At 58.3% G+C, this 13309-nt stretch carries 27 protein-coding genes; all 27 read left to right on the forward strand.

The features are described 5' to 3' along the window. Positions 1-25: 25 nt before the first annotated feature. The 27 genes from rpsJ (at position 26) to rpoA (ending at position 13297) form a co-directional block, all read left to right on the forward strand. On the forward strand, positions 26-337 hold the full coding sequence (gene rpsJ / locus FFS62_RS22745; protein WP_003103876.1) for a 30S ribosomal protein S10: 312 nt from the start codon (positions 26-28) through the stop codon (positions 335-337). Positions 338-420: 83 nt separating this feature from the next. Further along, the gene (gene rplC / locus FFS62_RS22750) at positions 421-1056 is read left to right on the forward strand and encodes a 50S ribosomal protein L3 (protein WP_137975140.1); all 636 of its coding nucleotides are present in this window, start codon (positions 421-423) and stop codon (positions 1054-1056) included. 14 nt (positions 1057-1070) lie between these two features. After that, the gene (rplD, locus tag FFS62_RS22755) at positions 1071-1673 is read left to right on the forward strand and encodes a 50S ribosomal protein L4 (RefSeq protein ID WP_043310306.1); all 603 of its coding nucleotides are present in this window, start codon (positions 1071-1073) and stop codon (positions 1671-1673) included. Then, positions 1670-1969 (forward strand): 50S ribosomal protein L23, encoded by a 300-nt coding sequence (gene rplW / locus FFS62_RS22760; protein WP_021702707.1) that lies wholly within the window; start codon positions 1670-1672, stop codon positions 1967-1969. Before rplD ends, rplW begins: the two co-directional genes overlap by 4 nt. A 14-nt stretch (positions 1970-1983) precedes the next feature. After that, complete coding sequence (rplB, locus tag FFS62_RS22765) at positions 1984-2805, forward strand: 50S ribosomal protein L2 (protein WP_137975141.1); 822 nt, start codon at positions 1984-1986, stop codon at positions 2803-2805. A 16-nt stretch (positions 2806-2821) separates the two neighbouring features. Continuing rightward, the gene (gene rpsS, locus FFS62_RS22770; RefSeq protein WP_003448728.1) at positions 2822-3097 is read left to right on the forward strand and encodes a 30S ribosomal protein S19; all 276 of its coding nucleotides are present in this window, start codon (positions 2822-2824) and stop codon (positions 3095-3097) included. A gap of 13 nt (positions 3098-3110) precedes the next feature. Then, on the forward strand, positions 3111-3443 hold the full coding sequence (gene rplV, locus FFS62_RS22775) for a 50S ribosomal protein L22 (protein WP_003210077.1): 333 nt from the start codon (positions 3111-3113) through the stop codon (positions 3441-3443). A 13-nt stretch (positions 3444-3456) separates the two neighbouring features. Continuing rightward, a complete protein-coding gene (rpsC, locus tag FFS62_RS22780) occupies positions 3457-4143 on the forward strand; it encodes a 30S ribosomal protein S3 (protein WP_137975142.1) in 687 nt (228 codons plus the stop codon). Positions 4144-4155: 12 nt separating this feature from the next. Next, positions 4156-4569, forward strand: a complete 414-nt coding sequence (rplP, locus tag FFS62_RS22785) for a 50S ribosomal protein L16 (RefSeq protein ID WP_043310310.1) — start codon at positions 4156-4158, stop codon at positions 4567-4569. Beyond that, the gene (rpmC, locus tag FFS62_RS22790; protein ID WP_016490538.1) at positions 4569-4760 is read left to right on the forward strand and encodes a 50S ribosomal protein L29; all 192 of its coding nucleotides are present in this window, start codon (positions 4569-4571) and stop codon (positions 4758-4760) included. The genes rplP and rpmC overlap by 1 nt, the downstream gene beginning before the upstream one ends. Positions 4761-4762: 2 nt before the next feature. Further along, positions 4763-5029, forward strand: coding sequence for a 30S ribosomal protein S17 (gene rpsQ / locus FFS62_RS22795; protein WP_137975143.1), 267 nt, complete (start codon positions 4763-4765; stop codon positions 5027-5029). Between the two features lie 22 nt (positions 5030-5051). Then, positions 5052-5420 (forward strand): 50S ribosomal protein L14, encoded by a 369-nt coding sequence (rplN, locus tag FFS62_RS22800; RefSeq protein ID WP_003243907.1) that lies wholly within the window; start codon positions 5052-5054, stop codon positions 5418-5420. Between the two features lie 12 nt (positions 5421-5432). Next, entirely contained in the window at positions 5433-5747 is a 315-nt protein-coding gene (gene rplX, locus FFS62_RS22805) for a 50S ribosomal protein L24 (RefSeq protein WP_137975144.1), read from the forward strand. Positions 5748-5766: 19 nt separating this feature from the next. Then, positions 5767-6306: a 50S ribosomal protein L5 gene (rplE, locus tag FFS62_RS22810; protein ID WP_137975145.1), complete on the forward strand. Its 540-nt coding sequence runs from the start codon at positions 5767-5769 to the stop codon at positions 6304-6306. A gap of 14 nt (positions 6307-6320) precedes the next feature. Beyond that, entirely contained in the window at positions 6321-6626 is a 306-nt protein-coding gene (gene rpsN / locus FFS62_RS22815; RefSeq protein ID WP_137975146.1) for a 30S ribosomal protein S14, read from the forward strand. Between the two features lie 175 nt (positions 6627-6801). Next, positions 6802-7194, forward strand: a complete 393-nt coding sequence (rpsH, locus tag FFS62_RS22820; RefSeq protein ID WP_137975147.1) for a 30S ribosomal protein S8 — start codon at positions 6802-6804, stop codon at positions 7192-7194. Positions 7195-7206: 12 nt separating this feature from the next. Further along, a complete protein-coding gene (gene rplF, locus FFS62_RS22825) occupies positions 7207-7740 on the forward strand; it encodes a 50S ribosomal protein L6 (protein ID WP_137975148.1) in 534 nt (177 codons plus the stop codon). 10 nt (positions 7741-7750) lie between these two features. Next, positions 7751-8101, forward strand: a complete 351-nt coding sequence (gene rplR / locus FFS62_RS22830; RefSeq protein ID WP_021702696.1) for a 50S ribosomal protein L18 — start codon at positions 7751-7753, stop codon at positions 8099-8101. 3 nt (positions 8102-8104) lie between these two features. After that, positions 8105-8632: a 30S ribosomal protein S5 gene (rpsE, locus tag FFS62_RS22835; protein WP_137975149.1), complete on the forward strand. Its 528-nt coding sequence runs from the start codon at positions 8105-8107 to the stop codon at positions 8630-8632. Between the two features lie 2 nt (positions 8633-8634). Further along, positions 8635-8811: a 50S ribosomal protein L30 gene (gene rpmD, locus FFS62_RS22840; RefSeq protein ID WP_021702694.1), complete on the forward strand. Its 177-nt coding sequence runs from the start codon at positions 8635-8637 to the stop codon at positions 8809-8811. 3 nt (positions 8812-8814) lie between these two features. After that, positions 8815-9249, forward strand: coding sequence for a 50S ribosomal protein L15 (gene rplO, locus FFS62_RS22845; protein ID WP_137975150.1), 435 nt, complete (start codon positions 8815-8817; stop codon positions 9247-9249). Further along, the gene (secY, locus tag FFS62_RS22850) at positions 9250-10578 is read left to right on the forward strand and encodes a preprotein translocase subunit SecY (RefSeq protein ID WP_137975151.1); all 1329 of its coding nucleotides are present in this window, start codon (positions 9250-9252) and stop codon (positions 10576-10578) included. Positions 10579-10609: 31 nt separating this feature from the next. Further along, a complete protein-coding gene (gene rpmJ / locus FFS62_RS22855; RefSeq protein ID WP_003281814.1) occupies positions 10610-10726 on the forward strand; it encodes a 50S ribosomal protein L36 in 117 nt (38 codons plus the stop codon). 133 nt (positions 10727-10859) lie between these two features. Then, positions 10860-11216, forward strand: coding sequence for a 30S ribosomal protein S13 (rpsM, locus tag FFS62_RS22860; RefSeq protein WP_021702691.1), 357 nt, complete (start codon positions 10860-10862; stop codon positions 11214-11216). Positions 11217-11246: 30 nt separating this feature from the next. Next, a complete protein-coding gene (gene rpsK, locus FFS62_RS22865; protein WP_021702690.1) occupies positions 11247-11636 on the forward strand; it encodes a 30S ribosomal protein S11 in 390 nt (129 codons plus the stop codon). 16 nt (positions 11637-11652) lie between these two features. Continuing rightward, positions 11653-12273 carry a 30S ribosomal protein S4 gene (gene rpsD, locus FFS62_RS22870; protein ID WP_137975152.1) on the forward strand — a complete coding sequence of 207 codons (621 nt, stop codon included), beginning with the start codon at positions 11653-11655 and terminating at the stop codon, positions 12271-12273. Between the two features lie 22 nt (positions 12274-12295). After that, a complete protein-coding gene (gene rpoA / locus FFS62_RS22875) occupies positions 12296-13297 on the forward strand; it encodes a DNA-directed RNA polymerase subunit alpha (RefSeq protein ID WP_043310325.1) in 1002 nt (333 codons plus the stop codon). The last annotated feature ends 12 nt before the right edge of the window (positions 13298-13309 follow it).

Below are 13309 nucleotides of genomic sequence, written 5' to 3' on the forward strand. Positions count from 1 at the left end.
AGCAGAGATAGAGTCTGAGGTCAAAATGCAAAACCAACAAATCCGTATTCGGTTGAAGGCTTTTGACCATCGCCTGATCGATCAATCCACCCAGGAAATCGTGGAAACCGCGAAACGTACTGGTGCTCAGGTGCGTGGTCCTATTCCGCTGCCCACTCGCAAGGAGCGTTTCACCGTTCTGATCTCCCCGCACGTCAACAAAGACGCGCGTGATCAGTACGAGATTCGCACTCATAAGCGTGTTCTGGACATCGTCCAGCCGACGGATAAAACCGTCGATGCGCTGATGAAGCTTGACCTTGCTGCTGGCGTGGAAGTGCAGATCAGCCTCGGCTAAAACCTGGCGGTTTTAGTCGTGTAACGCTCTGAAATGGGCGGCCATAGCGGGTGAAAGCCCCGTACACTCATGAGGTTTACAACATGACTATTGGTGTAGTCGGTCGAAAGGCGGGTATGACCCGTATTTTCACCGAAGAAGGTGTCTCCATTCCGGTTACGGTCATTGAGATCGAGCCGAATCGTGTCACTCAGTTCAAATCCGAAGATAGCGATGGCTACCGCGCTGTGCAGGTAACCGTGGGTGAGCGTCGTGCTTCCCGCGTGACCAAGGCTCAGGCTGGTCATTTCGCCAAGGCTAATGTCGCTGCTGGTCGTGGCGTCTGGGAATTCCGTCTGCAGGACGGCGAATACCAGGCTGGCGATCAGATCACTGCCGAACTGTTCCAAGCTGGCCAACTGGTAGACGTTACCGGTGAGTCCAAAGGTAAAGGCTACGCCGGTACCATCAAGCGCTGGAACTTCCGCGGTCAGGACAATACCCACGGTAACTCCGTTTCCCACCGTGCTCCGGGCTCCATCGGCCAGTGCCAGACTCCTGGTCGTGTCTTCAAGGGCAAGAAAATGTCCGGTCATATGGGCGCTGAGCGCGTGACCGTGCAGTCCCTGGAAGTGGTCCGTGTCGACGCCGAGCGTAATCTGCTGCTGGTCAAGGGTGCCGTTCCTGGCGCTACCGGTGGCGACGTGCTGGTTCGTCCGGCTGTCAAAGCTCGCGGTTAATAGGGGAAGCTGAGATGCAACTGAATGTAAATGGCGCTCAGGCTATCGAAGTCAGCGAGCGCACGTTCGGCGGTGAGTTCAACGAGACTCTGGTGCACCAGGCAGTCGTCGCCTACATGGCTGGCGGTCGTCAGGGCTCCCGTGCTCAGAAAACTCGCGCTGAAGTCACCGGTGGTGGCAAAAAGCCGTGGCGTCAGAAGGGCACCGGTCGTGCTCGTTCCGGCTCCAGTGTTGGTCCGATCTGGCGTGGCGGTGGTGTGACCTTCGCGGCCAAGCCGCAGGATCACAGCCAAAAGCTGAACAAGAAGATGTACCGCGCTGCTCTGCGCTCCATCCTCTCCGAGCTGGTCCGTCTGGATCGCCTGGTCGTGGTTGAAGACTTCGCCGTCGACGCCCCGAAGACCAAGGCTCTGCTGGGCAAGCTGGATGGCATGGGTCTGACCGATGTGCTGATCGTTACCGAAGCCGTTGACCAGAATCTGTACCTGGCTGCGCGCAACCTGCCGCACGTTGATGTTCGTGACGTTCAAGGCACCGATCCGGTCAGCCTGATCGCCTTCGACAAAGTGCTGGTAACCGTGTCGGCCGTGAAGAAATTCGAGGAGCTGCTGGCATGAACCAGGAACGCGTATTCAAAGTGCTGGTTGGCCCGCACATCTCCGAGAAAGCCTCCGTGCTGGCAGATGGTAAGAGCCAATTCGTTTTCAAGGTTGCCGTTGATGCAACCAAGCTGGAAATCAAGAAGGCCGTTGAAAGCCTGTTCAGCGTGAAAGTGGACGAGGTCCGCACTGTCAATGTACAGGGCAAGACCAAGCGTACCGCTCGCGGTCTGGGCAAGCGCAACGACTGGAAGAAGGCTTATGTCTCCCTCCAGGCTGGCCAAGATCTCGATTTCACCAGCAGTGCTGAGTAAGGTAGGGGCGCATCATGGCAATCGTTAAATGCAAACCGACTTCCGCTGGCCGCCGTTTCGTGGTCAAAGTGGTCAATCAGGAGCTGCACAAAGGCGCTCCTTATGCTCCGCTGCTCGAGAAGAAGTCGAAAACTGGCGGCCGTAACAACAACGGTCGTATCACCACTCGCCACATCGGCGGTGGCCACAAGCAGCACTACCGTCTGGTCGACTTCCGTCGCAACAAGGATGGCATCCCAGCCGTCGTTGAGCGCGTGGAATACGATCCGAACCGTACCGCCCACATCGCTCTGCTGAAATACGCCGACGGTGAGCGTCGCTACATCATCGCTCCGAAAGGTGTGAGTGCTGGCGATCAACTGGTATCCGGTGCTGCTGCTCCGATCAAGGCCGGTAACAGCCTGCCGCTGCGCAATATCCCTGTTGGTTCGACCATTCATGCGATCGAACTGAAGCCGGGTAAAGGCGCACAGCTGGTTCGCTCCGCTGGTGCTTCCGCCCAGCTGGTAGCTCGTGAAGGTGCCTACGTCACCCTGCGTCTGCGCTCCGGCGAGATGCGCAAGGTTCTCTCCGAGTGCCGTGCGACCCTGGGTGAAGTATCCAACTCCGAGCACAGTCTGCGTTCCCTGGGTAAAGCCGGTGCCACTCGCTGGCGCGGTGTTCGCCCGACCGTTCGTGGTGTTGCCATGAACCCGGTCGACCACCCGCATGGTGGTGGTGAGGGTCGTACCTCTGGTGGTCGTCACCCTGTTTCGCCGTGGGGCTTCCCGACCAAGGGTGCGAAGACCCGTGCGAACAAGCGTACCGACAACATGATCGTTCGCCGCCGTAAGTAATTAGAGGGATACGACAGTGCCGCGTTCTCTGAAAAAAGGTCCTTTTATCGATCTTCACCTACTGAAGAAGATCGAAGTGGCGGTGGAAAAGAACGATCGCAAGCCGGTTAAAACCTGGTCGCGTCGCTCCATCATTCTGCCGCAAATGGTCGGTCTGACCATTGCTGTGCATAACGGTCGTCAACATGTCCCGGTCCTCGTGAACGAAGACATGGTCGGCCACAAACTCGGCGAGTTCGCTGGTACCCGCACTTATCGTGGGCACGCTGCGGACAAGAAAGCCAAGCGTTAAGGGGTAAGGAACGATGGAAGTAGCCGCTAAGCTGTCGGGCGCTCGAATCTCCGCCCAGAAAGCCCGCTTGGTCGCCGACCAGATCCGCGGGAAGAAGGTGGGCGAAGCGCTCAACCTGCTGGCTTTCAGCTCGAAGAAAGCCGCCGAGATCATCAAGAAAGTGCTGGAGTCGGCCGTAGCCAACGCCGAGCACAACGAAGGCGCAGACGTTGATGACCTGAAGGTCAGCACCGTTTTCGTCAACGAGGGGCGTTCGCTGAAGCGCATCATGCCGCGTGCCAAAGGCCGTGCTGATCGCATCGTCAAGCGGTCTTGCCATATCACTGTCAAGGTTGCGGACAAGTAACGGAGTCGATCAGATGGGTCAGAAAGTACATCCCGTTGGCATCCGCCTGGGAATCGTCAAGGAGCACACCTCCGTCTGGTACGCAGACAAGCGTCAATACGCTGATTATCTGTTTGCCGACCTGAAGGTTCGTGAGTACCTCCAAGACAAACTAAAAAGCGCGTCCGTAAGCCGTATCGACATCGCTCGTCCGGCTCAAACCGCACGCATCACCATCCACACCGCTCGTCCCGGCATCGTGATCGGCAAGAAAGGTGAAGATGTTGAGAAGCTGCGTCAGGACCTGACCAAGCAAATGGGTGTGCCTGTGCACATCAACATCGAAGAGATCCGCAAGCCGGAGCTCGACGGTATGCTGGTAGCACAAAGCGTTGCTCAGCAGCTGGAGCGTCGTGTGATGTTCCGCCGCGCCATGAAACGTGCCGTACAAAACGCCATGCGTATTGGTGCCAAGGGCATCAAGATCCAGGTGAGCGGTCGTCTTGGCGGTGCAGAAATCGCCCGTACCGAATGGTATCGCGAAGGTCGTGTGCCTCTGCACACCCTGCGTGCCGATATCGACTACGCCACTTACGAAGCGCACACCACCTACGGTGTGATCGGTGTGAAGGTGTGGATCTTCAAAGGCGAGGTCATCGGTGGCCAGCTGGAAGAGTCCAAACCTGCCGCCCCGGCGCCGCGTAAGAAAGCTGCTAAGTAAGGAGTACGCAACATGCTGCAACCCAAGCGTACAAAATTCCGCAAGCAGATGACCGGCCACAACCGTGGTCTGGCCCATCGCGGTAGCAAGGTCAGCTTCGGCGAGTTCGCCCTGAAAGCTGTTTCCCGTGGTCGCCTGACTGCTCGTCAGATCGAATCGGCCCGTCGTGCTCTGACTCGTCACGTTAAGCGTGGCGGTAAGATCTGGATCCGTGTGTTCCCGGACAAGCCAGTTACCAAAAAGCCCCTCGAAGTTCGTATGGGTAAAGGTAAGGGCGGCGTCGAGTACTGGGTAGCCCAGATCCAGCCGGGCAAGGTGCTGTACGAGATTGAAGGTGTTCCAGAAGAGCTGGCGCGTGAGGCATTCGCCCTGGCTGCTGCAAAGCTGCCCCTCGCCACCTCCTTTGTTAAGCGGACGGTGATGTGATGAAAGCGAATGAACTTCGTGAAAAATCGGTTCAGCAGCTGAACGAGCAACTGCTCGGTCTGCTGCGCGACCAGTTCAATCTGCGTATGCAGAAGGCAACTGGTCAGTTGGGGCAGTCTCACCTGCTCTCGCAAGTGAAGCGCGACATTGCTCGCGTGAAGACTGTGCTCAACCAGCAGGCAGGTAAGTAATCATGGCTGAAGCTGAGAAAACCGTCCGCACGCTGACTGGCCGCGTCGTCAGCGACAAAATGGACAAGACCATCACCGTTCTGATCGAGCGTCGCGTTAAGCACCCGATCTACGGTAAGTACGTTAAGCGCTCGACCAAGCTGCACGCTCACGACGAAACCAACCAGTGCAAGATCGGCGACAAGGTCTCCATTCGCGAGACCCGTCCGCTGGCCAAGACCAAGTGCTGGGCCCTGGTGGAAGTCCTCGAACGTGCCGTGGAAGTCTAAGGACTAAGGGTCGGAGAAAGATATGATTCAGACTCAATCCATGCTCGACGTCGCTGACAACAGCGGTGCTCGTCGCGTTATGTGCATCAAGGTCCTTGGTGGTTCGCACCGTCGTTACGCCGGTATCGGCGACATCATCAAGGTCACCGTGAAGGAAGCGATTCCGCGCGGCAAGGTGAAGAAAGGCCAGGTAATGACCGCTGTTGTGGTCCGTACCCGTCACGGCGTACGCCGTGCCGATGGCTCGATCATCCGCTTCGACGGCAACGCTGCTGTTCTGCTGAACAACAAGCAAGAGCCGATCGGCACCCGTATCTTCGGGCCGGTGACTCGTGAACTGCGTTCCGAGAAGTTCATGAAGATCGTCTCGCTCGCCCCCGAAGTGCTGTAAGGAGAAGCCGTCATGCAAAAGATTCGTCGTGACGACGAGATCATCGTCATCGCCGGCAAAGACAAGGGCAAGCGTGGCAAGGTGCTGAAAGTGCTGGCTGACGATCGTCTGATCGTCGGCGGCATCAACCTCGTCAAGCGTCATACCAAACCGAACCCGATGGCTGGTGTTCAGGGCGGTATTGTCGAGAAAGAGGCGCCCCTGCACGTTTCCAACGTCGCCATCTTCAACAGCGAAACCAGCAAGGCTGACCGCGTTGGTTTCAAGGTCGAAGACGGTAAGAAAATTCGTGTCTTCAAGTCCACCCAAAAGCCGGTTGGCGCTTGAGAATCATAGGTAAAACACCATGGCACGACTGAAAGAGATTTACCGGAAGGAAATCGCGCCCAAGCTGAAGGAAGAACTGAAGCTGGCCAACGTGATGGAAGTTCCGCGCGTTACCAAAATCACCCTGAACATGGGTCTTGGCGAAGCGATCGGTGACAAGAAGATCATCGAAAACGCCGTTGCCGACCTGGAAAAGATCACCGGTCAAAAGCCCGTCGTGACCTTCGCCCGCAAATCCATTGCAGGCTTCAAGGTTCGTGAAGGTTGGCCGATCGGTGTCAAGGTGACTCTGCGTCGCGATCGTATGTACGAATTCCTGGATCGCCTGCTCGCGATCTCCCTGCCGCGCGTGCGTGACTTCCGCGGCCTGAATGCCAAGTCCTTCGATGGCCGTGGCAACTACAGCATGGGCGTCAAAGAGCAGATCATCTTCCCGGAAATCGATTACGACAAGATCGATGCGCTGCGTGGTCTGGACATCACCCTGACCACCACTGCCCGTACGGACGATGAAGGCCGCGCTCTGCTGCGTGCTTTCAAGTTCCCGTTCCGCAACTGATTGGAGTTTGGATCATGGCCAAAACGAGCATGAAGAACCGTGAGCTGAAGCGTCAGCAAACGGTAGCCAAGTACGCCAAGAAGCGTGCCGAGCTGAAAGCTGTCATCGCCAACCCGAACTCCACTCCGGAGCAGCGTTGGGAAGCCCAGGTCGCCCTGCAAAAGCAACCGCGTGACGCCAGCGCCAGCCGCCTGCGTAACCGTTGCCGCATCACTGGTCGTCCGCACGGCGTGTACCGCAAGTTCGGCCTCGGCCGTAACAAGCTGCGCGAAGCTGCGATGCGCGGTGATGTACCGGGTCTGGTGAAAGCCAGCTGGTAACAATAGCGAAGCCGGCCTAGCGCCGGCTTTGTTTTATCGATCAAGCCCCTTTTGGGGCTTGATTCATTTTTGATCGATCTCTAGAATGTCCGGCTCTCCTGAGCCTGGCATTTGCCGAGCTCGTGGATGGTTCCAGCCGAAAGGCTGTTCTTTTTGTATCAGGAGCATCTAGCCCATGAGTATGCAGGACCCGTTAGCGGACATGCTAACTCGTATCCGTAATGCCCAGATGGCTGAAAAGTCGGTAGTAAGCATGCCGTCTTCCAAGCTGAAGGTGGCAGTAGCCAACGTTCTGAAGAATGAAGGTTACATCGCGGGATACCAGGTCAGCAGCGACGCCAAGCCGCAGCTGTCCATCGAGCTGAAGTACTTCGAAGGCCGTCCGGTCATCGAGGAGGTGAAACGTATCAGCCGTCCTGGCCTGCGCCAGTACAAGCCTGCTGATCAGCTGCCGAAAGTTCGCGGCGGTCTGGGCGTTTCCATCGTCTCCACCAACAAAGGTGTGATGACTGATCGCGCTGCACGCGCTGCCGGTGTCGGCGGTGAAGTGCTTTGCACCGTGTTCTAAGGGGGGATAAGCATGTCTCGCGTTGCTAAGAACCCCGTTAAGCTGCCGGCTGGTGTCGAGGTCAAACTCGCAGGCCAACAGCTTTCGATCAAGGGCGCCAAGGGCTCCCTCGAACTGAACGTGCACTCGTCCGTGGAGGTCATCCAGGACGCCGGTGAGCTGCGTTTCGCTGCCCGCAATGGCGATCAGCAGAACCGTGCCATGGCCGGTACCACTCGTGCACTGGTCAACAACATGGTCATTGGCGTGAGCCAAGGCTTCGAGCGCAAGCTGCAACTGGTAGGTGTGGGTTACAAAGCCCAGGCCAAAGGCCAGGTGCTGAACCTCGCTCTGGGCTTCTCCCATCCGATCGACTACGAACTGCCGCAGGGCGTTACTGCCGAGACCCCGAGCCAGACCGATATCCTGATCAAGGGCATCGACAAGCAACTGGTTGGTCAGGTAGCTGCGGAGATCCGCGACTTCCGTCGTCCTGAGCCGTACAAAGGCAAAGGTGTGCGTTATTCCGACGAAGTCGTACGTCGCAAAGAAGCTAAGAAGAAGTAGGGCATAGCAAATGAGCGAAAAGAAAGAAACTCGTCTGCGTCGCGCTCGCAAGGCACGCCTGAAAATGCGCGAGCTGGAAACCGTACGCCTCAGCGTGTACCGCTCTTCCCAGCACATCTACGCCCAGGTCATTTCGGCCGACGGCGCCAAGGTTCTGGCCAGCGCCTCGACCCTGGACAAAGAACTGCGTGACGGCGCCACCGGCAACGTCGACGCGGCCAAGAAAGTCGGCCAACTGGTTGCCGAGCGCGCGAAAGCCGCTGGCGTTACCCAGGTAGCGTTCGATCGTTCTGGCTTCAAGTACCACGGCCGCGTGAAAGCGCTGGCTGATGCTGCTCGTGAAGGCGGGCTGGAGTTCTAAGTTATGGCAAATAACGAGCAAAAGCGCGATCGCGGCAACCGTGACGATGCCCAGAGCGATGGCTACACCGAGAAACTGGTCCAGGTTAACCGTGTTGCCAAGACCGTAAAGGGTGGCCGTATCTTCACCTTCACCGCGCTGACCGTGGTGGGTGATGGCAACGGTCGCGTCGGTTTCGGTCGCGGCAAGTCCCGCGAAGTGCCGGCCGCCATCCAGAAGGCGATGGAAGCTGCACGTCGCAACATGATTCAGGTCGACCTGAACGGCACCACTCTGCAATACCCGATGAAGTCCGTGCATGGCGCGTCCCACGTGTTCATGCAGCCCGCTTCCGAAGGTACCGGCATCATCGCCGGCGGCGCCATGCGTGCTGTTCTGGAAGTGGCTGGCGTGCAGAACGTCCTGGCCAAGTGCTACGGCTCTACCAACCCGGTGAACGTGGTGTACGCCACCTTCAAGGGTCTGAAGGCCATGCAGTCCCCGGCTTCCGTGGCTGCCAAGCGTGGCAAGAGCGTCGAGGAGATTCTCTGATCATGGCTACCGTCAAAGTTACTCTGATCAAGAGCACCAACGGCCGTCTGGCCAACCACAAAGCTTGCGTCAAGGGCCTCGGCCTGCGTCGCATTGGTCACTCCGTGGAAGTTCAGGACACTCCTGAAAACCGCGGCATGATCAACAAGGCTTACTACCTGCTGCGTGTAGAGGGTTAATCCATGCAACTGAACGATCTGCGTTCCGCGCCGGGTGCCCGTCGCGAGAAGCACCGTCCGGGCCGTGGCATCGGTAGCGGCCTGGGCAAGACCGGTGGCCGCGGCCACAAAGGTCAGACCTCCCGTACCGGCGGCTCCATCGCCCCCGGCTTCGAGGGTGGCCAACAGCCCCTGCACCGCCGTCTGCCGAAGTTCGGCTTCGTTTCCCTGAAGGCCATGGATCGCGCAGAAGTGCGTACCTCCGAGTTGGCCAAAGTGGAAGGCGATGTCGTCTCCCTGCAGTCGCTGAAGGATGCCAATCTGATTAACCAGCACGTACAGCGCGTAAAAGTCATGCTGTCCGGCGAGGTTACTCGTGCGGTTACCCTGAAAGGTATCGCCGTCACCAAAGGTGCGCGTGCGGCTATCGAAGCAGCTGGCGGCAAGTTCGAGGACTAAATGGCTAAGCAAGGTGCTCTCTCCGCGCTCAGCAATGGCGGGTTGTCCGAGCTGTGGGCTCGGCTGCGTTTTCTGTTCCTGGCGATCATCGTCTATCGGATCGGTGCGCACATTCCGGTTCCCGGAATAAACCCTGACCGGCTGGCCGACCTGTTCCGACAGAACGAGGGGACCATTCTTAGCCTGTTCAACATGTTTTCCGGCGGCGCGCTGGAGCGGATGAGCATCTTTGCACTGGGGATCATGCCGTACATCTCGGCCTCGATCATCATGCAGCTGATGACCGCCGTCAGCCCGCAGCTGGAGCAGTTGAAGAAGGAAGGGGAAGCTGGCCGTCGCAAGATCAGCCAGTACACCCGCTACGGCACTCTCGTCCTGGCAGTGGTTCAAGCCGTCGGCATGTCCGTCGGTCTGGCCAGTCAGGGCGTGGCCTTCTCGGTTGATTTCGGCTTCCACTTCGTGGCGGTGACGACCTTCGTGGCCGGCGCCATGTTCATGATGTGGCTGGGCGAGCAAATCACCGAGCGGGGTGTCGGCAACGGTATTTCGATGCTGATCTTTGCAGGCATCGTGGCCGGTCTGCCGTCGGCAATCGGGCAGTCTTTCGAGTCTGCTCGCCAGGGTGATATCAACATCTTCGCCCTGATTGCCATCGGCCTGCTGGCGGTAGCGATCATCGGTTTCGTGGTGTTCATCGAGCGTGGTCAGCGTCGCATTGCGGTGCACTACGCCAAGCGTCAGCAGGGCCGCAAGGTCTTCGCTGCGCAGACCAGCCACCTGCCGCTGAAGGTGAACATGGCCGGCGTCATTCCGGCTATCTTCGCCAGCAGCATCCTGCTGTTCCCGGCCTCGCTGGGTACCTGGTTCGGCCAGTCTTCTGGCATGAGCTGGCTGCAGGATCTGTCTCAGGCGATCGCTCCCGGTCAGCCGTTGAACATTCTGCTGTTTAGTGCAGGGATCATCTTCTTCTGCTTCTTCTATACGGCGCTGATGTTCAACCCGAAAGACGTAGCGGAAAACCTGAAGAAGTCCGGTGCCTTTATTCCGGGCATCCGTCCGGGCGAGCAGTCCGCGCGCTATATCGATGGCGTGTTGACCCGCTTGACCATGTTCGGTGCTCTGTACATGACGGCCGTATGTCTGCTCCCGCAGTTCCTGCAGGTGGCAGCCAACGTTCCGTTCTACCTTGGCGGGACCTCGTTGCTGATCGTGGTCGTGGTTGTGATGGATTTTATGTCCCAAGTACAATCGCACCTCGTTTCGCACCAGTACGAATCCCTGATGAAGAAAGCCAACCTGAAGGGCTATGGCGGCGGCATGCTCCGCTGACATGGTTTCCGTAAGGTTCTAGGAGTTACTGATGAAAGTTCGTGCATCGGTCAAGAAGCTGTGCCGCAACTGCAAGATCATCCGCCGCGACGGTGTCGTGCGCGTGATCTGCAGCGCGGAGCCGCGTCACAAACAGCGCCAAGGCTGAGTGTGATTCACGCGTAATGAGCCCGGCAGCTAGTGCGCTGCCGGGTTGATTCTTTGTTATTACAGCGCTAATATCGCGCGCCCTATTTCTTGGCTTCCAGGGCGTGGGTAGCTGTCAATTGGAGTTCCACTGAATGGCCCGTATTGCAGGCGTCAACATTCCGGATAACAAGCACACTGTTATCTCGCTGACCTACATCTACGGTGTTGGTCGCACCACTGCGCAGAAAATCTGTGCAACCACCGGTGTCAATCCGGCGGCAAAGATCAAAGATCTCTCTGACGAGCAGATCGAGCAGCTGCGTGGCGAAGTCGCCAAACTCACCACTGAAGGTGACCTGCGCCGCGAAATCAACATGAAGATCAAGCGTCTGATGGACCTGGGCTGCTATCGCGGTCTGCGTCACCGCCGTGGCCTGCCGGTCCGCGGTCAGCGCACCAAGACCAACGCGCGCACCCGTAAGGGCCCGCGTAAGCCGATCCGCAAGTAATTGCGCCCGCGAATCGACAGGAAATAAGTCATGGCTAAGCCTGCTGCTCGTACTCGTAAGAAAGTCAAAAAGACAGTGGTTGATGGGATCGCCCACATTCACGCGTCTTTCAACAACACCATCGTGACCATTACCGACCGTCAAGGTAACGCCCTGTCCTGGGCTACCTCCGGTGGTTCCGGTTTCCGCGGCTCCCGTAAGTCCACCCCGTTCGCTGCCCAGGTGGCTGCCGAGCGTGCTGGTCAAGCAGCCCTGGAATACGGCCTGAAGAACCTCGACGTGAACGTCAAGGGTCCAGGTCCTGGTCGCGAATCCGCTGTGCGCGCTCTGAACGCCTGCGGCTACAAAATCGCCAGCATCACCGACGTGACGCCAATCCCGCACAACGGGTGCCGTCCGCCGAAGAAGCGTCGCGTGTAATAGGAGACAGTGAAGAATGGCTCGTTACATTGGTCCCAAGTGCAAACTGTCTCGCCGTGAAGGCACCGATCTCTTCCTGAAGAGTGGTGCGCGCGCGCTCGAATCCAAGTGCAACATCGAAGCGGCTCCTGGCCAGCACGGCGCTCGCCGTGGTCGTCAGTCCGACTACGGTACCCAGCTGCGTGAGAAGCAGAAAGTCCGTCGTATCTACGGCGTGCTGGAGCGTCAGTTCAGCAGTTACTACAAGGAAGCTGCCCGTCGCAAGGGCGCTACCGGCGAGAACCTGCTGCAGCTGCTGGAATGCCGTCTGGACAACGTGGTTTACCGCATGGGCTTTGGTGCTACCCGCGCCGAATCTCGTCAGCTGGTATCGCACAAAGCCATCACCGTGAACGGTTCGACCGTGAACGTCCCGTCCTACCAGATCAAAGCTGGTGACGTCGTGGCCGTTCGCGAAAAGGCCAAGAACCAGCTGCGCGTTGCCCAGGCTCTTGACCTGTGCGCCCAGCGTGGTCGCGTTGAGTGGGTCGAAGTAGATGCTGAGAAGAAATCCGGCGTGTTCAAAAGCGTTCCGGTTCGCGGCGATCTGTCCTCCGACATCAACGAAAGCCTGATTGTCGAGCTCTACTCCAAGTAAGGGCTAGAAAATAGGTGCATCCATGCAGATTTCGGTAAATGAGTTCCTGACCCCCCGTCATATCGACGTTCAGGCGGTCAGTTCGACCCGCGCCAAGATCACCCTCGAGCCCCTCGAGCGTGGTTTTGGCCATACCCTGGGCAACGCGCTGCGTCGCATCCTGTTGTCCTCCATGCCTGGCTGTGCAGTGGTCGAGGCCGAGATTGACGGCGTACTCCACGAGTACTCCGCCATCGAAGGTGTGCAGGAAGATGTGATTGAGATCCTGCTCAACCTGAAAGGCCTGGCCATCAAGCTGCACGGCCGTGACGAAGTCACCCTGACTCTGGCCAAAAAAGGCTCGGGTGTGGTCACTGCTGCCGATATCCAGCTGGATCACGACGTCGAGATCGTCAACGGCGATCACGTAATCGCCAACCTGGCGGACAACGGCGCTCTGAACATGAAACTCACCGTGCGTCGTGGCCGTGGCTACGAGCCGGCTGATGCCCGTCAGAGCGATGAAGACGAAAGCCGTAGCATCGGCCGTCTGCAACTGGACTCCTCGTTCAGCCCGGTCCGTCGTGTTGCCTACGTGGTGGAAAACGCCCGCGTCGAGCAGCGTACCAACCTGGACAAGCTGGTCATTGACCTGGAAACCAACGGCACCCTGGATCCTGAAGAGGCCATCCGCCGTGCCGCGACTATCCTCCAGCACCAACTGGCGGCCTTCGTTGATCTGAAGGGCGACAGTGAGCCGGTAGTGGTCGAGCAGGAAGACGAGATCGATCCGATCCTCCTGCGTCCAGTCGACGACCTCGAGCTGACCGTACGTTCGGCCAACTGCCTGAAGGCGGAGAACATCTACTACATCGGTGACCTGATTCAGCGCACCGAAGTAGAGCTGCTCAAGACTCCGAACCTGGGCAAGAAGTCCCTGACCGAGATCAAGGACGTTCTGGCCTCCCGCGGTCTGTCCCTCGGTATGCGCCTCGACAACTGGCCGCCGGCAAGTCTGAAGAAGGACGATAAGGCTACTGCCTGATCGTCCGTAATC

This window comes from Pseudomonas sp. F(2018) (assembly GCF_005508865.1).
Classification (GTDB): Bacteria; Pseudomonadota; Gammaproteobacteria; order Pseudomonadales; family Pseudomonadaceae; genus Aquipseudomonas.